Source organism: Paenibacillus sp. FSL M7-0896 (assembly GCF_037975415.1).
Classification (GTDB): Bacteria; Bacillota; Bacilli; order Paenibacillales; family Paenibacillaceae; genus Paenibacillus_AQ; species Paenibacillus_AQ silagei.
The window spans coordinates 658,743-683,083 of the sequence record NZ_CP150250.1 but is presented as its reverse complement, the minus strand read 5'-3'; the positions used below and the strand labels follow the sequence as shown (position 1 = coordinate 683,083).

Annotated in this window: 19 protein-coding genes; 8 read left to right on the top strand and 11 right to left on the bottom strand. The window is 54.2% G+C overall.

All coding sequences use genetic code 11. From position 1 onward, the window contains the following. Positions 1 to 44 precede the first annotated feature (44 nt). From MKY12_RS02845 to MKY12_RS02815, 7 genes are all read right to left on the bottom strand, one after another. Entirely contained in the window at positions 45 to 1,412 is a 1,368-nt protein-coding gene (locus tag MKY12_RS02845) for a HAMP domain-containing sensor histidine kinase (protein ID WP_339253734.1), read from the bottom strand. Continuing rightward, positions 1,409 to 2,083, bottom strand: coding sequence for a response regulator transcription factor (locus MKY12_RS02840; RefSeq protein WP_036731256.1), 675 nt, complete (start codon positions 2,081 to 2,083; stop codon positions 1,409 to 1,411). Before MKY12_RS02840 ends, MKY12_RS02845 begins: the two co-directional genes overlap by 4 nt. A 118-nt stretch (positions 2,084 to 2,201) precedes the next feature. Continuing rightward, on the bottom strand, positions 2,202 to 3,077 hold the full coding sequence (locus MKY12_RS02835; RefSeq protein WP_339253732.1) for a radical SAM/SPASM domain-containing protein: 876 nt from the start codon (positions 3,075 to 3,077) through the stop codon (positions 2,202 to 2,204). A gap of 49 nt (positions 3,078 to 3,126) precedes the next feature. After that, a complete protein-coding gene (locus tag MKY12_RS02830; RefSeq protein WP_036731252.1) occupies positions 3,127 to 4,113 on the bottom strand; it encodes a Gfo/Idh/MocA family oxidoreductase in 987 nt (328 codons plus the stop codon). A 765-nt stretch (positions 4,114 to 4,878) separates the two neighbouring features. Further along, complete coding sequence (gene thrC, locus MKY12_RS02825; protein WP_339253729.1) at positions 4,879 to 6,267, bottom strand: threonine synthase; 1,389 nt, start codon at positions 6,265 to 6,267, stop codon at positions 4,879 to 4,881. Positions 6,268 to 6,366: 99 nt separating this feature from the next. Beyond that, positions 6,367 to 6,861 (bottom strand): CYTH domain-containing protein, encoded by a 495-nt coding sequence (locus MKY12_RS02820; protein WP_339253727.1) that lies wholly within the window; start codon positions 6,859 to 6,861, stop codon positions 6,367 to 6,369. Positions 6,862 to 6,982: 121 nt separating this feature from the next. Further along, the gene (locus tag MKY12_RS02815; RefSeq protein WP_339253725.1) at positions 6,983 to 7,327 is read right to left on the bottom strand and encodes a helix-turn-helix domain-containing protein; all 345 of its coding nucleotides are present in this window, start codon (positions 7,325 to 7,327) and stop codon (positions 6,983 to 6,985) included. Positions 7,328 to 7,447: 120 nt separating this feature from the next. On the opposite strand from MKY12_RS02815, the gene MKY12_RS02810 reads away from it, so the two are divergent. Continuing rightward, on the top strand, positions 7,448 to 8,365 hold the full coding sequence (locus MKY12_RS02810) for a DsbA family protein (protein WP_339253723.1): 918 nt from the start codon (positions 7,448 to 7,450) through the stop codon (positions 8,363 to 8,365). Between the two features lie 471 nt (positions 8,366 to 8,836). On the opposite strand, the gene MKY12_RS02805 is transcribed toward MKY12_RS02810, so the two are convergent. Continuing rightward, complete coding sequence (locus MKY12_RS02805) at positions 8,837 to 11,461, bottom strand: glycoside hydrolase family 2 protein (protein ID WP_339253719.1); 2,625 nt, start codon at positions 11,459 to 11,461, stop codon at positions 8,837 to 8,839. Positions 11,462 to 11,656: 195 nt separating this feature from the next. Between MKY12_RS02805 and MKY12_RS02800 the strand changes: the two genes are divergently transcribed. From MKY12_RS02800 to MKY12_RS02780, 5 genes are all read left to right on the top strand, one after another. Then, entirely contained in the window at positions 11,657 to 13,009 is a 1,353-nt protein-coding gene (locus MKY12_RS02800) for an extracellular solute-binding protein (RefSeq protein ID WP_339253717.1), read from the top strand. Between the two features lie 125 nt (positions 13,010 to 13,134). Continuing rightward, positions 13,135 to 14,028, top strand: coding sequence for a sugar ABC transporter permease (locus tag MKY12_RS02795; protein WP_339253715.1), 894 nt, complete (start codon positions 13,135 to 13,137; stop codon positions 14,026 to 14,028). Positions 14,029 to 14,030: 2 nt separating this feature from the next. Then, a complete protein-coding gene (locus MKY12_RS02790; protein WP_339253713.1) occupies positions 14,031 to 14,864 on the top strand; it encodes a carbohydrate ABC transporter permease in 834 nt (277 codons plus the stop codon). A gap of 85 nt (positions 14,865 to 14,949) precedes the next feature. Continuing rightward, positions 14,950 to 16,701: a sensor histidine kinase gene (locus MKY12_RS02785; protein ID WP_339253711.1), complete on the top strand. Its 1,752-nt coding sequence runs from the start codon at positions 14,950 to 14,952 to the stop codon at positions 16,699 to 16,701. Positions 16,702 to 16,751: 50 nt separating this feature from the next. Next, positions 16,752 to 18,251 carry a response regulator gene (locus MKY12_RS02780; protein WP_339312832.1) on the top strand — a complete coding sequence of 500 codons (1,500 nt, stop codon included), beginning with the start codon at positions 16,752 to 16,754 and terminating at the stop codon, positions 18,249 to 18,251. Positions 18,252 to 18,326: 75 nt separating this feature from the next. On the opposite strand, the gene MKY12_RS02775 is transcribed toward MKY12_RS02780, so the two are convergent. Beyond that, positions 18,327 to 19,025 (bottom strand): TetR/AcrR family transcriptional regulator C-terminal domain-containing protein, encoded by a 699-nt coding sequence (locus MKY12_RS02775; protein ID WP_339253707.1) that lies wholly within the window; start codon positions 19,023 to 19,025, stop codon positions 18,327 to 18,329. A gap of 133 nt (positions 19,026 to 19,158) precedes the next feature. Here MKY12_RS02775 and MKY12_RS02770 point away from each other — a divergent pair, with 133 nt between their 5' ends. Together MKY12_RS02770 and MKY12_RS02765 are read left to right on the top strand one after the other, a co-directional pair. After that, positions 19,159 to 20,511, top strand: coding sequence for an MATE family efflux transporter (locus MKY12_RS02770; protein WP_036731234.1), 1,353 nt, complete (start codon positions 19,159 to 19,161; stop codon positions 20,509 to 20,511). 120 nt (positions 20,512 to 20,631) lie between these two features. After that, positions 20,632 to 21,372, top strand: a complete 741-nt coding sequence (locus MKY12_RS02765) for a fused MFS/spermidine synthase (RefSeq protein WP_339253705.1) — start codon at positions 20,632 to 20,634, stop codon at positions 21,370 to 21,372. On the opposite strand, the gene MKY12_RS02760 is transcribed toward MKY12_RS02765, so the two are convergent. Further along, positions 21,335 to 23,860, bottom strand: coding sequence for a chemotaxis protein CheW (locus MKY12_RS02760; protein ID WP_339253703.1), 2,526 nt, complete (start codon positions 23,858 to 23,860; stop codon positions 21,335 to 21,337). The two genes, MKY12_RS02765 and MKY12_RS02760, sit on opposite strands and share 38 nt — an antisense overlap. A 41-nt stretch (positions 23,861 to 23,901) precedes the next feature. Then, positions 23,902 to 24,330 (bottom strand): chemotaxis protein CheW, encoded by a 429-nt coding sequence (locus tag MKY12_RS02755; RefSeq protein ID WP_339253701.1) that lies wholly within the window; start codon positions 24,328 to 24,330, stop codon positions 23,902 to 23,904. Positions 24,331 to 24,341 lie beyond the last annotated feature (11 nt).

The following is a 24,341-nucleotide window of genomic DNA, read 5'->3' as shown; positions in this document are numbered from 1 at the left end:
TCTCCGTGACGGTAATATGAACGGTGGATGAACGGTGTAATAATCTAATCTGCCGGTGTATTCAGCGGCAGCGTTACAATGAAGCTTGTGCCTGCGCCTAGCTCACTCTCGACCCGGATATCGCCTTGATGAAGCAGGACGATCTGCTTCACGATGGCCAGCCCCATCCCGCTGCCGTTATACTTGTTGCTGTGGGAGCGGTCCGCCTTGAAGAAGCGTTCGAAGATCCGCTTCTGGTCCTCGGGAGCGACCCCGATGCCGGTGTCGGATACACGAACGGTTACACTTTTATTATCTTGCTTCGTATGGACACTGATTACTCCCCCATCCCCGGAGAACTTAATGCTGTTGCCCAGCAGGTTCGTCCATACCTGGCTCAACAGGTCATAATCCGCCGTCAGCGTGGCAGCCGTCAGCTGAAGATCGAAGTTGATGCGCCGGGCCGACCATTGCGGCTGAAGAGCAACAATCACGCGCCGGATCTGTTCATCCAGGCTGAAGGTGGTGAACCGGAGCTGCTGGGACTGCGATTCAAGCAGACTCAGCTTCAGCAGGCTGTCGCTCATCTTGGACATCCGTTCGGCTTCCCCGATGATGATATCGATATAGCGGCCCCGTTCACTCTCAGGAATATTCATCTGCTTCAGCGCCAGGGCATAGCCGGAGATGGAGGTCAGCGGCGACTGCACCTCATGAGATACATTCGACACGAAGTCACGGCGCATCTGCTCCAGCTGCTGCAGATCATGCGTCATCTCCTCGAAGCTGCGCGCGAGGGCGCCCAGCTCTCCCTTTTGCTTGATATTCAGCTTCACGTTGAAGTCCCCGGCTGCGATCTTGCGCGTCGCGTTGGTCAGCTTCTTAATCGGCCGGACCACGAACATGGCCGCCACCAAGATCACGAGACTCCCGGAGACCAGCGAATACACCACGAAATTCACCAGCCATTTCAGCACAAAAGCGGAGGAGGGGGGACCGACCGGCTCTACGAACAATGCTTTTTTTCCCGTATCCGTAGTTAATTGCATCCCTAGCAGGCTGATGGAGATGCCTGACGGATTGACCTGCACAATTCCGCCTGCCAACACCTGCTGCACCTGCGCTTCAGTCACGGTCTCCAGCTTCATTCCTTCTGGACCGCCATAAGACTGAACCCCGCCGTTCGCATCGTAAATCCGCACATGATAGGTCTCAAGCTGCTTCATGCCGCTTACGAACTTGTCAGCTTCCGTCAGCGGAAAGGCATCATAGATCTGTACGACATCTTGTGCGAAGCGCAGCAATTGAAACTGCAGGTTCTCGTTCAATTCATCTTTGTATATCCAGATTGCCAGATTGAAGGAGATCACTGTCCCCCCAATTACGGAGATCAGATAAGTCAGGACCACACGGGTATATAAGGACTTGATCATTCAGTAACCTCAATCCGGTATCCCAGACCGCGGACAGTCTCGATCCGAAAATCCGGCGAAGCCGCAAACCGTTCACGCAGGCGCTTGATATGTACATCTATCGTCCGGTCATCCCCCGAGTAATCAATGCCCCAGATCTGGTCGATCAGCTGCTCGCGGGTATAGACCTGCCCCGGTGTTCCGGCCAGCTTATACAGCAGCTCGAACTCTTTAAGCGGCAGGGACAGCGCTTCTGTCCCGTTCATCACCTTGTAGGTCTGCCGGTCCAGCGTTACCTCTCCGATACGGATCGTATGCGACTTGCCGATTCCCGAGCGCTTCAGCAAGGCTCTGACCCGGACCGTCAGCTCCAGCGGATCAAAGGGCTTAGTCAGATAATCATCGGTTCCCAGCTCGAATCCCTTCACCTTCTCCCAGGTCTCCCCCTTCGCCGTCAGCATTAACAGCGGCAGCTCCGGGTCTGCTCTGCGAAGCTCCTTGCATAGCGCCCAGCCGTCCATCACCGGCATCATAATATCCAGGATGACCAGATCCACATGCGTTCTGGCATAGACCGCCAGCGCCTCTTGCCCGTCTGCCGCTTCAGCGGTATCGAATCCGTCATTGCGCAGAAATAGGCAGACAAGCTCGCGGATATTCGCATCGTCGTCTGCAACAAGTATAGTAGGCATCTATTCCCTCTTTTCGTATGATCCGGCCTTATAAATATTTCTGTCTTCCCAGTAGCATCACCCTGCTGCTTTGCCGGTATGCACCGACACCATCCCCCACTCCGGCTCCGCGCTCCGGCTAGGTGCCGAACCGCTGCCGGTAGCCGCATTTACGGCACAGCTCCTCAACAGCTTCCCGGCGCGAGAAGCCATAGAACAGATTATTCGCCCGTTCCCCCTCGACAATCTCGGAGAACGGCTGCTCATGAATATTGCCGAGGTTGATCACCCCTTCGCCATCCAGACAGCACGGCACAACGGTGCCGTCTACCAGGACCGCCGCCTGGCTGCGCAGCGCATGGCAGAAGCCCTTCCCGTCATCCTCCGGCTCATGCAGCGCCGGCCACCTGAACTCGTGGTCCTGGTTCAGGTACACACGCGGGGCGATCTTCACGCCGCTGCCGGGGACGACCTTCTCCTCGATCCTGTAGCCCAGTCCAAAAGCCTCCTCCAGCAGAGCCAGCGTCTCACGGTTGCGCTCCTTCTCCAGATTCGTCCGGTTGTCCTCCGTCAGATTCCAGAGCCGGAACGAGACAATGACACCTTGGGCGGAGATCTCCCGGACGAACTGGATGATCTCTGTAAGATAACCTTCACGGTTCTCCGAGCCTGCATGGCCGTCGAAGCTGTGCAGCGAGAAGTTCATCTGCCGCAGTGCCGGCTTGCCGAGCAGCTTCGGCCCCGCTTTACGGATCAGCGTGCCGTTGGTCGTAATATTGACCTTGAAGTCCTTGGCATGTGCGGCATCCAGCAGCTCGCCCAGCTTCGGATGCAGCAGTGGCTCGCCTTTGACATGCAGATAGATATGATTGCTATGCGGTTTGATCTCATCAAGAATGGTGTTGAACGTCTCCAGCTTCATGAAATTCTTCTGCCGCTCCGTGGGCGGACAGAAGCTGCAGGCCAGGTTGCAGACGCTTGTGATCTCGATGTATACCTTTTTGAACGTCTTCAAGTTCCGCTCCCCATTTCAATATATAATGCAGGCCAGGCTGCCCGTTACGTTAGAGATCCGAAGCATACCGCAGGCCAATCTGGGCTCTCGCCTCTTCCATCAGCTCTGCCACCGCCAGGGAATTGGCGTGGCTGTTGGTCGCGCTCTCCCGCTGCCCGCTCTTCAGCAGATGAATGAACTCCTCAATCTCATAGTACATCGCCTCATACACCTGCGGGAGCGTAAGCTCCTCGACGGTTCCGTCGCGGTAGTGGATTTTGACCTGATAGGGCTGGTTAATCTTGTCGATCACCATCGTTCCATTCTCGCCCTGAATCTCAGCAGGCAGATAGGAATCGGCAATCTTGGAATGCATAACCACCGCGTCCATGTCCGGGTAACGCATGACCATACTGCCTTCCCCGTCCACCCCTGAAGCGAGCATCAGCCCAACGGCCTTGACCGAATCCGGCTTGCCGAACAACGCCACCATCGGATATAAGCAATAGATCCCCAGATCCATCAGAGAGCCGTTGGAATATTCAGGATTGAACGCGTTCAGCACCGTCCCCTGCCGGTAAGCATCATATCTCGAAGAGTATTGACAATAACCTGCGAAGTAGCGCCGGACTTGACCCAGCTTATATAAGTTATCCCGGATCACGCCAAAATTCGGCATGAACGTGGATTTCATCGCTTCCATGAACAGCACATCATTGCTGCGCGCTGCTTCAATCATCGCCTTCAGCTCCCGGCTGTTGGAGGCCGCCGGCTTCTCACAGATCACATGCTTGCCGTGGTTCAGACAGATCAATGAATGCTCCGCATGCATCGAGTTGGGGCTGGCGATATAGACCGCGTCCACCTCTGCGCTTGATACCATCGCCTCCAGATCCGTATAGATCGAAGCCCCGGCATACTTGGCGGCAAAAGCCTGTCCCTTCTCCTCTGTGCGGGAATACACGGCCGTGAGCAGAAACTCCTCATTCTCAAGTCCCGCCTGCACAAAGCGGTCTGTAATCCAGTTAGTCCCTACAACCCCGAAACGAATAGTCATGAATGATCCCGTCCTTTTTTAAATATATAAGCTATAACTGCTATTTTCTCATTCCATGATAGGTATGTCCACTTATATACCGTAATTTCCGACAAATTCCGCTAGATTTCGATTGTGAAAAAAAGCACCTGAGAATAGGCACAGGATTCACCTTCATTCGGCAACACCGCCCATCAGAGCATGGGGCCATTCGTCCAGCCTTTACCTCTGGGGGCCATGCATTATCTCACACAGAGCCACTCCACTCTAACCTACCTTGCATCCCACACAGATCCACTCTACTCTAACTTACCTTGCATCCCACACAGAGACATTCACTCCAACTTAGCCTTGCATTTCCCACAACCCAGCCTGCAATTGTACTTCGTACAATAGAATCCGGTGTAAAGCTCCCATTTTGCCATTCTGCTGTATTTCGTACAACAGAATTTGGAGTTTGCGCCTGTAGCAGGCCTCCCCCCATAAATCTGCTGTATCAAATACAACAGAATTGATTTTAGAGGTGTTTTGGGGACTTTCTATTGTACATAATGCAATCACCCGACTGGCGGAGGCAGGTTAGGCGCAGTAGCGGTGAGCAGCGCGCAATGGCAGTTAGCACTGGGCAGTTGGCAGTAGGGCATTGGGCAGTTGGCAGTTAGCACTGGGCAGTTAGGTACATGTACTATCCAGTGTCCCACATTTCGAGCGACAGCAAACAGCCCCCGCTTATCCCGGCGGGGGCTGTCTTCATCCTGCGCGGGCCCCACTGGACACGCACCTATTTTACCCGTAAAAAGCTACAAGCTGGCGCACGATCTCCGCCTTATCATGATCGACCACGACCTGATGCTGCGGCTGCTCGAACAGGGCCGAGATCTGAGCCGGGAACTCCTGCTTGATGCCGGTCAAGGCAATCGCCTCGTCGAACTTGGCCGGATGCGCTGTAGCGTAAGCAATGCTAACTTCATCAGGCGCGCTGAACTTTTCGTAGGCCGCTACGCCGCACGCCGTATGCGGGTCGAGCAGATAGCCGGATTCCTGCTGGTACTTGCTGATGATCTCCAGACACTGTGCATTCTTCACGCCCAGCGCGGAGAAATCCGCCTGTACCCGGGCCAGCAGCTCGCCGTCCACCTTAATCGCGCCCTCGCTCTGCAAGGCTGCCATGTACCCGGACAGCTTATCCGCATCCTCGTCCAGCAGATAATACAGATAGCGTTCGAAGTTGCTCGCCACCTGGATATCCATCGACGGGCTGTAGGTGCCCGTGAAGCTGCCTGGTTTGTATTCGCCGGTGACCACGAACCGTTCGAGGATGTTATTCTCATTGGTGGCGATGATCAGCTTGTGGATCGGCAGGCCCATTCGCTGCGCCAGGTAGCCTGAGAAAATATTGCCGAAGTTACCCGAAGGCACGCTGATATTGACCTTCTTCTGATCGCTTCCCGGAAGCTGCAGATAAGCATGGAAATAATAGACCGTCTGCGCCAGAATGCGCACGAAGTTAATGGAGTTAATCGCCCGCAGGTGATACCGTCCCTTGAAGTCGAGATCGGCGAACAGTTCCTTGATAATCTTCTGGCAGTCGTCGAAGTTACCCTCTACGGACAGGTTCAGCACATTGCTGTCATCTACGGTAGTCATCTGTAGCTCCTGCACCTTGCTGACCTTGCCGTGCGGATGAAGGATACAGATCTTGATGCCTTCCTTGCCGCGCACACCCTGAATCGCAGCCGCTCCGGTATCGCCGGAGGTAGCCCCGAGAATATGGATAATCTCGCCCCGCACCTTGGCAATGTAGGAATACAGCTCGCCCATGAACTGCAGCGCCACATCCTTGAAGGCAAACGTCGGCCCGTGGAACAGCTCCAGCACGTATAGAGAATCGTTTACCCGATGCAGCGGGGTGACTTCCGGAGCGCGGAAGCTGCCATAGCTGGTGTAGACCATCGAGCGCAGATCTTCATAAGGAATTTCGTCATTGGTGTAGTAGGAGAAAATCTCAAGGAACAGCTCCTGAAAGCTCAGGCTTCTCCATTCCTCCAGCTTCTCCGGGGAAATCACCGGAATCTCAGCCGGCACCATCAACCCGCCGTCATCCGCCAGCCCCATCAGAACCGTATCAATAAAGCCTCTGGCCGCTACCTTGCCTCTTGTGCTTATATACTCCATACCCGTCTCATCCTCCTGAACCCCTCTTTATTTACTGTACATAGTACCACGTTTACGCGTTAAAGTCCGCTGATTCTATAAGATTAAGGCTCACCGGGGCTATTTGCCCTGAAGCTCTTTCCAGACGGTTTTGTTGCTGTACTTCTTCTCTGTGCTGACATCCAGGCCGAACCATTCCGGGGCTATAAAGCCTTCCGCCTCCTCCAGCGAATCGAACTCAACCTCAAGCACGGTAAGCTCCAGCTGGGTATAGAGATCAATCTCCACCGTTGTACCGTTCCATACGCCTGTAATGCGGGTTTTGACCAGCGGGATCGCCTTCACAGCCTCAATCATCTGGTTATACAAGCCTGCGGAAATGAAATATTCAATCTCCTGGCGGCTGATGCCCTTGCCATCCTTGAACGTGTGCGTGTAAGTAACCTCGCCTGTGTCCAGATCCGTGATCTTCCGCACCCGCAGCTCCTGCCCGTCCTCAATCGCAAGATACGTCTGGTCAATACTGTGACGGGTCAGCACCTTCAGCTGTCCTTCTTCAATCAGCCGCTCCGGGTATTCCGGCAGCAGGAATTTGCGTTCAATCTCCATAGCCATGCTGTTTCTCTCCTCTGTGTGCGAGCTTTATGCGAGCGTTAATGTTACATATTATTTATCATCATAGGGGCGGGTCATACGCAAGTCAACCGGAGGGAACGGATTCACCGGGAAAAAAATCCTATACCTTCTGTCCGCCTAAGGCATGAATGTTATTCGCTCCCCAAGCCACGATCTCTTCAATTAACGGAACCAATTCCTGCCCGGAGGGGGTAAGGGAATACTCGACGCGCGGAGGCACCTCAGGATATTGCTCACGGTGGATAATCCCGTAGTCGATAAGATCCTTGAGACAGTTCGTTAGCGTTGTTCCGGTGATGCCGTTCAGCCTTCTTTTTAGTTCGTTATACCGGATCGGCCCCTCTTCGCTCAGTAAAGCGAGGATGGGCAGATTCCACTTCCCGCCGATGACATGAAAGGCAAAGGTGGCTGGGCACATCTGCGTTAAGTCAGCCTCATAATTCATAGGTGATCCCTCCATTAGTATATTTTATATACCAGGTATTAAAAACAATAGTACTTGTTAATCTGATGCCAGATATTATAATCATACTACAAGTAGAAACGGAGGAGGTAACCCCTTATTATGAATACAAATCCTATGATCTGTGATCTGAAGACAGGTGTATGCGGGGTAAGCGACGAGGAGCATACACAAATTATAGATTTCAATCCGCAGCAGCAGCCCAAAGTTACTCTCTATTATGCGACTGATCCGATCTGTTCACACTGCTGGGCCATCGAGCCTACCCTGAACCGGTTTATGCAACAATATGGAAAGTACTTTGATTTACAGCCTCTGATGGGCGGATTATTAGCCGGCTGGAATGGCTTCGCTGACAAGGCAAATGGAATACAGCAGCCAGCCGATGTAGCGGGTCACTGGAAGGAAGTCGGAGCGCATTACCGCATGCCCATTGACGGCACCCTATGGCTGAACAATCCGGTCATGTCCTCTTATCCGCCCTCCAGAGTATTCAAGGTGATCCAGCAGAGACATCCGGGGAAGGAACTGGCCTACTTGCGGAGCGCCAGAGAAGCCGTCTTCGTCTTCAACCGGAATATCGGAGAAGACGAGGTCCTCGCGGATATTGTGAATAGTCTGGGATTACCCGGTGATGACATCGTTCAGGCCGCAGGACTGGAAGCGGCACAGGAGCTGCTGGAGGAAGATTTCCAGAAGGTGGCCCAGCTCGGCGTACGCGGCTTCCCGACCCTTGTCATGGTCAATGAAGAGAACCAAGGCATCAAGCTCGTCGGGTCCCGTACGCTGCAAAACTACGTAGATGCCTTGCAGCAGCTTATTCCTGAGCCGCTTGCTCCTGCTGCTCTCCCGGCTATGCCTGAGCTGCTTGCGGAAGGACAACTTCTCTTCTCCAGAGAAATTGAAGCCATGTACGATATCAAGCCAGAGGATGTGGCGGCCTTCACCGCCGCTGCGCTTCCCGAGCATGCATATCGCACCGGGCAGATCCTGGGTGAGATGTTCATCGAACCGGCCTGAAAGCGGCCGTATTCAACAAAAAGCGATCCTCCGATGACGGGGGACCGCTCTTTGTTGGATTATACCGAAACATGATGCCCATATACCGAATCATGCTGCCAATGCGGACTGAGAATCCGCTATTCCGCATAAATAGCCGCTTTGGCCCTGTCATCCGGACTCAGTGGCCCCTATTCGTGCGATTTCGCCTTGAAACGGCCAGCCCGGAAGACAATAAAGTCTTCTGAGTCCGCAAGAACAGAAATCAGGTTAGTTTATGAGCAAATAAGGTCATGTCAGTCCGCAAACCGGCTGTGGGTCAGGGGAGCCACGACTCCAGAGGTGAATTCATGCTACTGCGGGATCCCCGCTGCGACGGAATCACAGTTGCGGCGGAATCACAGTTGCGGCAGAATCACAGTTGCGGCGGAATCACAGTTGCAGGCAAGTCCACGGTTACGGAAGTATCCTCATCTGCGTGAGAGTTCGTGATTAGATATAATCCGCCATCGAGCGGACTACGAGTCCTGTCGGCGCGGCAGGGGTGAAGTCTGCCCCTCCGCCGCTGCTCCCGCCCCGAATCGAGAACTCCACCGTCTTCGGCTCACCCGGCAGCAGATCGAAGTAATTATCCGAGAAGATACCCTCTTCTTCCACCGTCAGGTGCACGCCCCGCGCCAGCACATCGCTGCTTAGCGTGAAGCTCTGACCGCCGCTTCCCGGTGCCTCTGTCACCGTGATGACCGGCTTGCTCAGCGGAATATCCTTCGCCCGGGCGAAGTAATGCTCCTTGCGCTCCAGCACTTTCCGTGTCTCAGACTCCAATACCTGTCTTGTCTCCGGCTCCAGCACTTGCCTTGTCCCCGGCCCCTGCTCCACCGCCTGCCCACTCTCCAGGAGCGAAGCCGCCAGCAGCACACTGGCCGGTTCACGGCCCTCTAACACTTCGGCCAGCGGCAGTGTGAAGACCACAGCCGATGAATCCGCAGCAAGGGTTACCGGCTGTGACCATTCGCGCAGCAATAGGCCGCTGATATCATGCAGCCGCAGAACCAGCTCTGCGTCCAATGCCTCCCGCCGGTCAGACACCCCATAGACCTTGACGCTCTCCCCATCCGTGCTGTCTACAGACAGCAGCACCTCTTGGAAGCTGCGGCGCACCGTATATTGCAGCGCCTTCCAGCGCCCGTAATAATCCATGCCCGCCCAGGAGGCTACCGGCCAACAGTCATTCATCTGCCAGTACAGCGTGCCCATGCAATAAGGCTTGTTACGGCGGTGACTCTCCATAGCCATGCGGATCGCCTCGGCCTGAAGCACCTGGCTCATGTACAGGAAGCCCCGGAAATCCTTCGGCTGCGGCAGATACATATCCATATACTCCTTAATCAGCTGATTGCCCGCTCCATTCTTCTGATGGGCCAGCATGACCTTCGATTCCAGCGCCAGCTCCTCTTCCTCTGCATAGCTCAGCACCGACTTCAGCTCCGGGAAGGACTGGAAGCCGTATTCGCTCATGAAGCGGCCTACCTTGAGATTATAGTTCTCGAACGGCTCCTTGGCGTGCCAGACGCCCCAGTAGTGGATATCTCCGTCACCCATAATCCGCGTGGCATGCTGATCCTGACCACCTGTGAGTTCGCGCAGCGGCGAGGACGGCCAGTAATCCATACCCGGATGGTTCGCGGCCACAGCTTCCGGCAGAATCCGGTGGAAGATTTCCTCATAGGCAGTCCATAAGCTCTGGCGAATCTCAGCATTCAGCTTCTCCTTCCAGCCCCAGCCCATGTACTCCTCATGCTGCGACCAGGCCGAGTCAATCTCATTGTTCCCGCACCAGAGCGCGATACAAGGGTGGTTACGCAATCTGCGGACATTATATACCGCTTCTGCGCGGACATTATTCAGGAACGCCTCATCGCCCGGATACATGCTGCAGGCGAACATGAAGTCCTGCCAGACCAGCAGCCCGTATTCATCACACAGCCGGTAGAACACTTCTTCTTCATAGAAGCCGCCGCCCCACACCCGCAGCATATTCATATTGGATTCCACGGCCGTGGCAATCTCATGGCGGTAACGTTCTTCCGTAACCTCCGTAATGAAGCTGTCGTTCGGAATATGATTGGCACCCTTGGCGAAGACCGGCACCCCATTCAGCTCAAAATGGAACGACGCCCCCTGCGCATCCGGCTTACGCACCAGCTTAATGTCCCGAAGCCCCGTCGTTACCTCCGATACTGCTACAGCCTCCGCTCCTTGCAGCAGCTCTGCACGGAAAAGGTACAGCTCCGGCGTGCCCAGGCCGTTGCACCACCACAGGCGCGGGCGGTCAATCACCAGCTCAAGCTCTAGCGTCTGCTTGCCCGGAGTGAGCGTAACCGCCTTCATCCATTCCTGCCCTTCGGCACTTAACCGCAGCATCCCGCTCCACGTTTCCGGTGCGTCCGCTTCAATCACGGCTGTCAGCCGGGCCTCCTGCTCATTCACCGCATGCTGGCGAATGTACAAATCCTCAATCGCCGCAACGTTACGGCCTGTCAGCACAGCTTCCCGCCAGATCCCGCTGGTCAGGAATCGGGGACCCCAGTCCCAGCCGTAGTGATACGGCGCTTTGCGGGCAAATACGCTGATCCGCTGCTCTTGAAGACCACCTAACTCAGACTGGTCATTCGGCGCAGGCAGATTGTAGCCCAGTGCCGCCAGCTTTGGCAGATCCTCGGTCACCACCGAGCGGAAGACGATGCGGATCTCATTCTCACCCGCCCGCAGCAGCCCCTTCACATTCACGGTCCAGGACAGGAACATATTATCTGCGGACAAGGCGTGAACGCCGTTCACATACACATCGGCATACGTATCCAGCCCGGCGAACACCAGCTCCGTAACCGCCAGCGTCTGCCATATCTCTTCTAATACAAATCCGGTTCTGTATTCCCAGTCCTTTTTATCAATCCATTGCAGCTCATGTTCATTCGTTCCATAGAAGGGCTGATCGATAACGCCATTGCGCAGCAGATCCGTATGCACCGTTCCCGGTACAACAGCCGTAAGCCATTCTTCATCTCCGCAGGCTCTGAATTCCCAGTGGTTCAAGTTCTTTTGCTGTTGATTCATAAATCCTCCTAAAAGTTTTGTTTTAGCTGCCATCATTGTATTTTGTTATTTTATTGTTAGCAATAACTTAATTATAATCGGAGAAACAGAACAAATAAAGACAATAAATAATAATTGAATACATTTCTACATCAATAAATTAGCGCTATAATATTGATGTAAACGCTAACATTTTAACGAAAAGGGGACAAAACAATGAGGAATAAGTTATTATCGTTATTTTTCGTTATTATCATGATTTTCTCTTTATCCCTGACCGGCTGCGGCTCCAACAATAAAGGCAATGCCGCAAAAGCCACAGATGAACCGGCAGCAGCCACCGCCGCTCCGGAGAGCACCGGCGGAGATGCAGCGGCTGCAACCGCGGAGCCGGCAGCCCCGGGCGGAGCCGACATCAGCGGCAAGATCATCTTCCTGACCAACAGAACCGACATGATCGGCAAAGAGTATGACGAATATGTGAAACGCTTTAATGAGAAATATCCCAATATCAAAGTAGAATTTGAAGCCTCCCAGACGGACTACAACCAGCAAGCCAAGGTCCGCATGGCCAGCGGCGAGCTGCCTGACGTCATGTTCGTTCCCAATATTCCCAACTCCGACCTGCCGAAATATTTCGCCCCGCTGGATGATCTGGGACTGAACGACCAGCTCACCTTCAAAGACTTCAAGGCCTTTGACGGCCAGCTCTACGGAATCACTACCGGGAACTCCACCTCCGGTATTGTATACAACAAGAAGGCATTCTCCGATGCCGGAATTACAGAGGTTCCGAAGACCTGGGATGAATTCCTGGCTGCCTGCGAGAAGCTCAAAGCCAAAGGCGTGGTACCGCTCGCCTCCAACTTCAAGGACAAATGGCCGCTTAACGACTGGGTATACGCAGTCCCCCGCGTTATTGCCGGCAACCCTGACTTTCCTAACCAGAAGCTGACAGAGGATGCACCGTTCACCATGGACAACGGATACGGCAAATCGCTCAGCCTGCTCAGAGAGCTGAATGAGAAGGGCTATCTGGAGAAAGACATCAACTCCACCAACTGGGAGCAATCGAAGAAGGATATCGCCTCCGGCAAGTTCGCTATGTACTTCCTGGGCAACTGGGTCATCAATCAGGTGATCGGCGCCGGAACCACCTCCGACAACGTAGGCTTCTTCCCGCTTCCCTATGACAACTCAGGTACATTGACGGCTCCGCTCAGTCCTGACTTCTTTTATGCCGTAGCCAAGAACAGCAAGAATGTCGATGCCGCCAAAGCGTTCGTCAAATGGATGATTGAAGATTCCGGGTATGAGGATTTCGCCGGCTTCATCTCTCCGCTTAAGGGCAGGGAATCCAAGCTGACCCAGCTTAAGGAATTCCAGTCCACCGGCGTAGTACTGCAGGAAGGCACGGTAGACAACGCCCAGGTTACAGAAATCACCAACAAGGCGCAGCTTGACCTGCCGGCTATGGCCCAGGAATTCGTCCTGGCCAAGGACCCGCAGACGGTCTTCGACAAATGGAACAAAGCCTGGGCCAAGGCCAAGAAAGACCTCGGCTACTAAAACAATTCACCCTGCTTCCACAGGCAGCCGGACGTACCCTCTGACGTACAAATGGATTATCGCCTTCCCGGATAATCCATTTTGTCGTCAATCCCGCCGAGCTCACATGAAAGAAGGTCAACCTATTGTTCGGAACCCTATCCTACAACAAGCAGAAGACGATTATCATTGTCTCCTTCCTGCTGATTCCGCTGATCCTCCTTGGCACTTTCACATATTATCCGGCGCTCAAGCTGATCTATTACAGCTTCACGAACTGGGACGGCTACAGCCCCGAGAAGCCTTGGGTCGGCCTCGCCAATTACCGTGAGGTATTCAGTACGCCCGATATTTTCAAAGTATTCACCCATAACTTCGCTTATTTCGTCATGGGTATTCTGCAGAATCTCGCAGCGATCTATTTCGCGGTGGTCCTGAACAGCAGGCTGCGGGGCCGAAATGCTTTTCGCATCCTGCTCTTCCTGCCTTACATTATGAACGGTGTGGCCGTCGCCTTCATGTTCGGATATGTGTTCGACACGACTAACGGCTCGCTGAACTTATTCCTGAACAGCATCGGCCTGAGCGGCCTGGGACAGACCAGCTGGCTCGGCACCGAAGGACTGGTGAACTATTCGCTCGCCTCCACCGGCTTCTGGCGGTTCATGGGCTACAATATGGTCATCTACATCGCCTCGCTGCAAGCCATCCCGCGCGATATCTACGAAGCGGCCAAGATTGACGGAGCCGGCTCTCTGCAGACGCTCTGGAGAATTACCCTGCCGAATATGAAAGCCGTCATTCAGCTCAATCTGTTCCTGACCGTTACTGGTGCGCTTGAAGTGTTCGATCTGCCGTTCGTGCTGACCAAAGGCGGCCCTGCAGGCGCCAGCCAGACCTATGTACAGCGTGTGGTCGATACGGCATTTGCCTTCAATAACTACGGCCTGGCTTCGGCAATGAGCATCATCCTGCTCTTCTTCGTAGTCATTGTGCTGCTAGTCCAACAACTTGTTCTCAGCCGGGGAGGAGATAAATAGCCATGGAACCCTTCAGATTCCGTCCTAAAGACCTGTTCAAATACTTCACACTGCTGATCGGGGTATTCGTGGTATTGTTCCCGCCCTATGTCGTCATCGTCAACGCCTTCAAATCCACGGACGAGTTCAACAGCAGCAGCTCCATGGCTCTGCCGCACAGCTTCCTTAACTTTGACAACTTCATTGCTGTGTTCCAGCGCGGCGGCCTGCTCAGCGGCTTCGGCAATGTGCTCATTATCATTATAATTACATTGACCCTGAACATTCTGTTTGGCACAATGGTGGCATATGTACTCGGCCGGTTCTCCTTCAAGCTGAAGCCAGTCGTGTTCGGCGCTTATCTGATCGCCACCATCATACCGAGCATCACTACCCAGGTCGCCACCTTCGGCATCATCAAAAACATGGGTCTCTACAACACACTCGGCGCTCCCATTGTGCTCTATATCGGGGCCGATGTGATTCAAATTATTCTCTATCTGCAGTTCATCCGCAATATTCCGTTTGATCTCGACGAGAATGCCATGGTCGAAGGCGCTTCCCTGTTCAAAATCTACCGTTCGATCATCTTCCCGCTGCTCACACCGGCTACCGCTACGCTGGTTATCCTGAAAACAATCAGCATTTATAATGACATGTACATCCCATACCTCTATATGCCCAAGCAAAGTCTGGGTGTCGTTACGACGATCCTCATGCGTTTTCAGGGGGTGAATTCCGGCGAGTGGAATCTGATCTGTGCGGCGATTCTGCTGATTCTGCTGCCCACAGTCATTCTCTACTTCTTCCTGCAGCGTTATATCTTTGAAGGTGTAACGAGCGGCGCGGTAAAGTAGGGCTGTACGGAAAGGAACAACAACCGTGTTATCCTATATCCGGAGATCTCCGCGGACACTTTGGCTGTTTCTGGCCAACCTGCCCATGGAGCGCAAGCTGATTGTAGTATTTATATTTCTGATCTCCTTGCCGATCACCTATGTCAGCTACCTGTCGTCCCGCTCCACCTTCCATTCCGTACTGGTTAATGCTACCTCAAGCGCCGGGCAGGTGGCCGGCAGCGCCTCGGACACTATTGACCGGTATGTGGCTGACCTTAAGCGCTATACCGCACTTCCGCTATATAACACGGATGTCCAGTTCTATCTGGAGCAGCAGGATACCGACTGGGACAAGAATACCGGTATGTCGATGTTCCTGAGTTATTTGAGCCATACGAAGGAAGAGATCGTTGCCGTCTACCTGGTGGACAAATACGGATCGGTCTACTATGACAAGGCTTCGGGGATCAGCGAGCTGTTCCCGGCTGAACGGCTGGCGCAGTGGCAGAGCCTGACCCGGGAGGGGGTAACCCCCGTGATTCAGGGCAGGCATACGATCCGTGTGAATGCCGGTGACAGCCGCGAGGTATTCAGCGTTCTGCGGAATGTCAGCTCGGTCAGCTCCCTGCAGAAGATCGGCATCATTGTCTTCGATATTAGCATCAGCCTGTTCAAAGGCATCGTCGATCCCGTCAATGCCGTTACCCTGGGAAGCACGATGATTGTCGATGACCGGGGCGGAGTCATGTATGCCAGCCCGCAGGCAGATGGCAGCAGCCGGCTGCTGGAGGACTACACCGACCAGTTCCTGCAGAAGGTGAAGGGTCCCGAAGGGCATTTTCAGCTCTCGCTGGAGGGCAAGGAATACCTTGCGGTATACACCGTATCGCGCAGAACAGGCTGGACCACGCTGGTGTCCATTCCGCTGGAGAGGATTCTTTCTCCCGTAGCGAAGACCCGGAATGCTCAGATGCTTACGACGCTGGTCATCATTGCCTTCGCCCTGATTGTCGCCACCTTCATCTCCCACGCGCTGACGAAGCCGCTGAAATCTCTGGTCCGCCTGATGAAGCAGGTGCAGCACGGCAATCTGGATGTCTGGGTAAATCCCCGGTTCAATGATGAGATCGGCATGCTGGGCAGTCATTTTAACCGCATGATCATCCGGGTCAAAGGCCTGCTTGAGGAGGTGACACTGACGGAGAAGCGCAAGCAAAAAGCCGATATGCGTACCCTGCAGAACCAGATCAACCCGCATTTCATCTACAACACCCTGGAATCCATCCGCATGCTGGCCGAGGGCAGCGATGATCCGCGCGTGGCGAAGCTGACTTACCTGCTGGGCATACAAATGCGGTACGGGGTTGTCCGCAGCGAAGAACTAGTAACCATCCGGCAAGAGCTGGATCATACACGCAATTATCTGGATATGCTGCAGATCCGCTTCCCCGACAAGTTCAGCCTGGAGATTGAGGTGCCGGACAACCTGCTGCCCTTGCCTGTGATTAAGCTGGTCTTCCAGCCGATTGTGGAGAATGCCGTCTTTCACGGCCTGGAGCCCAAGGAAGGTCCGGGCACGATCCGAGTCACCGGCCGGGCCGAGGGGAATCAGGCTGTATTTTGCGTAGAGGATGATGGGGTAGGCATGAATAAGCATACGCTGCATACGCTGAACGACAGCTTGGCCTGCGGAGCGGACGGGGAGCGGTTCGGCATTGGCCTCAGCAATGTGAACGAGCGGCTCCGCATGGATTATGGCAGCCCGTTCGGACTGCGCGTGGAGAGCGAGGCCGGCCGGGGCACGCGGGTCATTCTGCGGATTGAGATTTTTCCCGGCCTGCATAAGGAAGAGTAACCGGAAACGGGATCTTGTAGCACACAATTTCGGGGAAAGGGGAGAGCGGCTTGCTGCGTATAATAATCGTAGATGATGAGGTCCTGATCCGCGAGGGGCTGGCCCGGATGATCAGCAGGGAGAGCCCTGAATTTCATATCATCCGTACATATGCCGACGGCAGGCATCTGCTGGATGAGCTGCCTTCCCTCCAGTTCGATGTTGTAATTACCGATATCCGCATGCCGCAGACCGGGGGCCTGGAGCTGATCCGGCTGCTTAGAGTCAGCCGCCCCCAGGTCCGTTCCCTCTTGATGAGCGGATTCGTGGAATTTGATTATGCCCGCGAAGCAATCCGCAGCTCAGCGGTCGATTATCTGCTGAAGCCGATCAATAAAGAGCAGCTGTTCGAGATTTTGTACCAGCTGGACAAGGAGCGCACGCTGCTGCGTGAGCAGGAGGAACGGCAGCGCACCGGAATGCTGCTCTCTATCCTGCATATGGCGGAGCCCCCGGGGCTGCTGCTCGCCAGCCTTCATTTGCCCGCACCTTATTTCTCGGTGCTGCTGCTTAAGGGAGACTCGCCCGAAGCCGTCCGGGCCTGTGCAGAGCATCTGCGGCAGCACAAGCCGGAGTGCTTCGATGTGCTGGAGCTGCGCCGGGGACTCCAGGCCTGGGTCTGGTACGCTGCGCAGCCGCTGACACCGGATCAGCTGCAGGAGATCCGGGAGCATCTGCACACTGCCGCCTCAGGGCATATCCTTCATGTGGGGATCAGCCGCCCCTATGCGGACGCTGCCCGGCTCGGGGATGCCTATCTGGAGGCCAGGATGGCCTGTGATCAGGGAATGTATCAATCCGGGCTGCTGTATTACGCTACGGTGGACGAGCTGATGCTGCCGGAGAAGACTAAGGCTGAGCCGGTTGCCGCTTACCGCGATCTGCTGGTCCATGATTTGCAAATCCTGAATATCGAAGGCATCCAGGCAGGACTGCACCAGCTGTTCTCGGGGCTTGCGGAAGAGCGTGTATCGCCCGCGCAGATTCCCGGCATTTGCCGGGAGATTGAAGCGCTGGCCCGCAAGGAGCTGCCGGAATTCGAGGCGGTCTACCGCAAGGGCGCTGCGCTGAGTCTGGAAGAGCAGATTGCGGACTGTATGCGGTTTGCAGATATGGAGACGCTGTTCGCAGCCTCCTTCTCAGCCGCCCTGATCAGTATCCGCGCCCAGCGTCTCGAGCTGTCCGGCACCGCTATTGAGACGGTCAAGCGCTGGATCTCGGCCCACTACAACCAGCACGCAGATCTGAATACCCTGGCGGGGATGGTCTATCTTACACCCAGCTATCTAAGCAAGCTGTTCAAGCAGGTAACCGGCCTCACGCTGACCGATTACATGATCGAAATCCGTATCCGCAAGGCCAAGCAACTGCTGAAGAATGCACCGGACCTCAAAATCCATGAAATCGGCGTTGAAGTCGGCTATCCCGATCCCGCTTATTTCAACAAGCTGTTCAAGAAGGTTGTCGGTGTAACACCGAATGAATTCAAACGAATCTCACCGGTAGAATGAGGGTGACTCCTTGGAGCCTCCAACCCGGGCTGGCAATATGTTATTTGTTATCTATATCATTGTTTGATTTTGTCGTTAAGTGTTCTTCCGTGTTCCATGCTCATGCTCCTTAATCACCTGCTCCGTCCCAAGCAGAATCAGCCTCAGGCCGAATTCAAAAGCCCCATCGGTCCCCAGCAGCTCGAACAGTCCATTCTTGAACATCCTGCGGAATAACCCAACCTCCTTCTCGTTCATGGAGTCCATCAGGCGGAGCAGTTCCTCGCCCGGAGGCTCCTGCTGTTCCTTAGCCATCATGGAGACATTACGCTCATGCTCATAATCATCCAGCACGAAGAAGAACACGAAGTTCACAAGTGTAGTGACCACCTGCACCTTCTGCGCCTCCTCAAGCGGCGTGGATTCCACGCAGTGCAGCATCCGGTTGTTAAACCGGATAATATCCGGCTCGTGGGGCAGTGTCATCATCATAAGCTGTGTGGAGCAGGAATACCGGCTGAGTACACTCCGTACCGTTACCGCAAATTCTGTCAGCTGTTCCTTCCAGTCGCCCTCCGGGCGGTGCTCCTCCAGGATGACTCTGGAGATGTGGTTGGCCAGCCGCTGGTAGAGGTTCTGTTTGCTCTTGAAATACCAATACAGCGAGGGAGCCTGAATCCCCAGCCGGTCAGCCAGACGCCGCATACTGAATTTTTCGATTCCCCCCTCCCTGAGAAGCTCCCATGAAGCTTCCAGAATCCGGTCTTCCGAGATTTGAGGTTGTGCTTTTTTCATCGCTATCCGCCCTTTTATCTAACAGTGTAAGTTTATGCTTTACAGTCTCTTAGGTTCATGATATCATCTAACACTGTAAGATTCAATCTAACGCCGTTAGATTGACAAAAATCAGTGAAAGAAGTGATCCCTAATGGATACCGAAAACCTTTATTATTTTGAAAAAGCACCCATCACCAAAGCCGTCGCCCATTTCGCCGTGCCCATGATGTTAGGCACATCCATGAACGTCATCTATTCGATTCTGAATGCCTATTTCCTGGGCACTCTCCACAATACGGCCATGCTGACCGCACTCGCCTTGACCCTGCCGCTGTTCGCCATCATCATGGCGCTGGGCAATCTGGTGGGCATAGGCAGCGGAACATATATCTCGCGGCTGCTGGGTGAGCACAAATATGACGAAGTGAAGCAAGTGTCTTCCTTCGCCTTTTACAGCAGTCTCGTGCTTGGCCTCCTCGTGATGGCCGTGGGCCTGCCGCTGATCGGCCCCATCCTGCACAGTCTGGGGGCAACGCCGGATTCCTATGGATTCACGAAGGATTATGTCACAGTCATGCTGATTGGCGCGCCGTTTGTCGTATTGTTCTTTACGCTGGAGAATATGGTCCGCTCCGAGGGTGCAGCTATCGTCTCCATGATCGGTATGATGCTCAGCGTGGTGGTTAATATCCTGCTCGATGCACTGGTTATCTTCGTGCTCCACTGGGGTGTAATTGGCGTAGCGTCGGCAACGGTTGTGGCCAACATGGTTGCGAGTGCCTACTATGCCTTCCATATGGGCTACAAAAGCCAATTCCTCACAGTCTCCTTCAAATGGTTCAAGGCCACCAAGGATATTCTCAGCAATGTGTTCAAAATCGGCGTTCCGGTCTTCATCATGAGTGTCTTTCTGGGAGCCATGTCGCTGATCTTCAATCTGTTCCTGATCGAATATGGGGATGCGGCTGTAGCCGCTTACGGGATATCCTCAAGATTGCTGCAATTCCCCGAGTTTATTCTGATGGGCTTGTGCGAGGGAGTCGTGCCGCTCATTGCCTTCTCATTCACAGCGGATAAGCTGCGCATGAAGCATACCATCGGATTCACGGTAAAAGCGATGGCCGCCATGGCTGCCGTATTCGGCATCGTCGTCTATCTGATCTCCGACCATCTGATCGGTCTGTTCACCAGAGATCCGCAAATGATTCAAATGGGCAGCTACATTCTGCATGTCACCTTCTTGTCCTTATTCATATCAGGGCTGACCACCTTATTCATGGGGATCTTCCAGGCTACCGCGCAGGGAACGGCCGCATTCGTAATGTCGATTATTCAAGGGGTCACACTGATTCCTGTGCTCTTCTTCGCCAACCGGACGAATGGCTTCCATGGAGTGGTGTGGTCGCTGGTCATTGCCGATGCCGCTGCCTTCCTGGTCGGTGCCGCCATGCTGTACGCCCTGCGGCACAAGCTCCAGCCCGAACTGGAGAGTTTGGTTCATTAAGGGGGCTTAAGCCCCTTTTGAGAAATACAAGCAGCCACAGGAAGCCCTTCCTGCGGCTGCTTTATGTTACTATGAAGGTTGTACCGAACGAATCCCATCTGCAGAAGGAGTCTGATCCGCTTGCACGCACCATCCCATCCTAACCACGACTCTCAGGACATCGAGGTCTACGATACAACCGAGCTATATGGTGAGACCGGACGGTTCCGGGTACTGCAATTCTCGGGGGAAGCTGTTCAGGGCGCACTGGATCTGGACCATCCGCGCCGGGTGATCTTCGAGTATCCCCGGGCGATGATTCATCTGATGGAGGCGGGCAATCCGCATTTCGAGCGTGTCTTCCTGATCGGACACGGGATTGGTACGATTGCCGGTTATTTCGCAGAGAAGCATTTTACGGTGGCTGAGGTGAATGCGAAGGTGGTGGAATACAGCAGAACCCGCTTTGGCTACACGCAGGATAACATCCTGATCGGTGACGGCCGCAGCCTGCTGGAAGCCGCGCCGGAACGCGGCCATGACTATATCCTGCTGGATGCCTTCACCGCTGCCGGGACGCCGCCTCATTTCACCACGCTGGAGTTCTTCCGCCTAACCCGTGCCAAGCTGAACGGACACGGCCAGATCATCATGAATCTGATGGGCCGCAGCGGCAATGACCGCTTCATCAGTGCTATTCATACCACACTCCGTGAAGTATATCCATATACCAGAACCTTCGCCCTCCCGGCAGAAGGGACCGCCGATCTGCGCAATATCCTCATGACCGCCAGCGCCCGGCCGATTCCCTATCAGTCCCGCCACATGGCCGGCTTCAGCGAGATCACTCCGGGGATCGGTCATGTGATACGGGACCGGTAATGCAGCAGGTGTGCAGGTCCAGCAGGTTCTCCAAATTCAGCAAGTGAATAAACTGATGGTTGTCTTTATAGACGGCATCCAGCACCTCTGGATGCTGGAGAATGTGATCCGGCGCCTCATCCATGTGCTCCCTTGCGAGCAGTTGCACCGCTGACACCTGATCCACCCATATCCCTACCTCCTGTCCGGATACCTCGCAGATCAGAATCCGGGAGCCGGCCGTCTGTTCACCGCTGTCCATTTCGAGCTTGGGCCGTATGTCATAGACCGGGAACAGCAATCCGCGCAGATTGATCATTCCCAGGACATGAGCCGGGGCAGACACCAGCGAATGAATCTCAGGAACAGGTACAATCTCCTTCATTTGGCGGATCGGAATCCCGAAATCCAGCTTCTCCAGCTTGAAGGTGATATATTTCTCGCTCTGACTATCCTGATCCCCTGCCGTAACTGTGTTCTCTTGGAGCAGTGCATCGTGGGCCGAGCCTGTTTCCCTTGCAATCGAGCCTATATCCAGGATATGGGCCACTCGGCCGTCGCCAAGTATGGTTGAGCCTGCGATATAAGAAACGTTGCCTATGTAACTTCCCAGTGACTTGATGACAATCTCCTGGTTGCCGATCGTCTGATCTACTACCAGACAGACCCGCTTATCCGCGAAGCCGACGATGACAACGAACAGCCGGCCGTTCACCGTATGCTCGCCTTCCTCCACTTGCAGCATATGGTGCAGACGGACAAGCGGAAGCACCTGATCGCGGAACTGGCAGACCTCCCGCCCCTGAATGGTAACAATATCCTCCGCCTTCATTCTGAATATTTCAATGACATTAATCAGCGGAATGGCAAAGGTACTGCTCCCCAGCTTAACCAGCAGGGAACGGATGATGGCAAGCGTCAGCGGGACCTTGATCGTGAATATACTCCCCTGATCAGGAACCGTCTCAATATCTATAATGCCATTTAATTTCTCTATATGTGCTTTGACAATATCCATGCCCACTCCGCGGCCGGATAAATCTGTGACCGTACGGGCTGTTGAGATGCCAGAGCGGAAAATGAGCATCACCAGCTCTTTGTCCGTCATACGCTTCACTTCATCAGTGGTGACGAAGCCTTTACGCACAGCGGCTTCTTTGACCTTGCCGGTATCAATGCCCCTGCCGTCATCGGATACCGTAATGACAATCATGTTCCCTTGATGACTTGCCCGCAGAGTAATGGTCCCTTTCCGCGGCTTGCAGAGAGCTGCACGTTCTTCCGGCAGCTCCAGCCCATGGTCCACGGCGTTGCGCAGAATATGGATCAGAGGATCGCTGATCTCCTCAATGAGGCTGCGGTCCAGCTCGGTCTCATTGCCCTCAATGATGAACTCGATCTCCTTGTTCGACTTCTGCGCCAAATCCCGGATCATCCTGGGGAAGCGGCCGAACAGATGCTCCATCGGCAGCATCCGGGTCTTCATCATCCCCTCCTGAAGATCGCTGATGACCATATTCAAATGTCCTGCGATATCATTAAGCAGATGAACATCACTGTTGTTCTTGAACTGCTCACTCAATCTGGAACGGACACTGTGCAGCCTGGTATTATCTATAATCAGCTCTCCTACCAGATTCAGCAGTCCCTCCAGCCGCTCCACATCCACACGGACAGTCTGGGCCGCATAGCCGTTATTTTTCTGAGCCTCTTTTCCTTCGGTGAAGGTGTCGAGGTTTGCTTTCGTAATAGGATCTGTATGTATAATTTCAATCTGTGAGATTTCCTGCAGACAGGCCATCATATCCTGCCGGGACTGCTGCGTAAGCAGAATATATGCAATAGTACCGGAGAACTGCGCATCCCTCTCGAGGGCTTCCAGCTCGGGGAAGGTGGCAATAACCTCGCCCGTTTCCCGCAGCTTGGCTTCTACGAGCTTCGCGCGGACATATTTCATCGGCTCCTCAGCAGCAAGTTGAATATGAACCGCCATTGCCGCAGAGCCTTGATCTATAGCTGCCTGGATCTGCTCTTTGCGGATATCATCGAAGATCATATCCGGCACAGGCCCCGCTTCTCCCTGCGGAAGCCCCTCTGCAGCAGGAGCGGGAGACTCGGCTGCTGTCTTCCGCAACTCTTTTAACCGGCGCAACAGCTCTGAGATGTCCCCTTCCTCCAGCGCACCGCTCAGAATGGATTGACGAAGCTCCTTAATGAAATCTACACAATCAAAGAGAATGTTCAATAACTCGGAGGTTACGTCCAGCTGTCTGCCCCTGAGCAGCTCTAGCACACTTTCCATCTGATGCGTCAGCCGGTTAAGCTGCTTGAAGCCCATGACTGCTGATGAGCCCTTGAGCGTATGTGCGACCCGGAAGAGCCTCTGAATAAGGTCATTCTGATACCCTTTGCTCTCCAGCATGAGCAGGGCCTCATCCAAATACCGCAGCTGCTCGTCCATTTCATCCAGAAAAACGCCCAAATACACCATATTATGAAACTCGTTCATCTCAGTTCTCCTCCCCGCCTTCATGCGTTGGCCTTCACCCTTCACCCGTCACTTAACAGACGCCCGATGTTCAGAATGCTGATCAGCTCCCCGGCACACATGCCGATCCCGTCCATGTACTGCACGCCCTGCACTTCATGCGATTCCAGAGGCGGCTCTACCTCATGAAAGGAAGCCACCTTTTCTACAGAATCCACCATAATCCCTATGGCCTCCTGCCGGTAATGCACCACAACGATCCTAGACCGGGTATCCGGTATAGATTCTGCCAGGCCAAACCGCCTGCACAGACTGACCACCGGTATAATTTTGCCGCGTAAATTAATCACGCCCTTAATAAAAGACTTGCTGTTAGGCACGGCTGTGATAGGCTCCATCTTGATAATCTCGTTAATCTCCCGGATATCGATGGCCAGCTTCTCCTGGACCAGCCGGAAGATGATGTACTGCTCCGTTCGTGCAGCCAGCATGGCTTACTCCC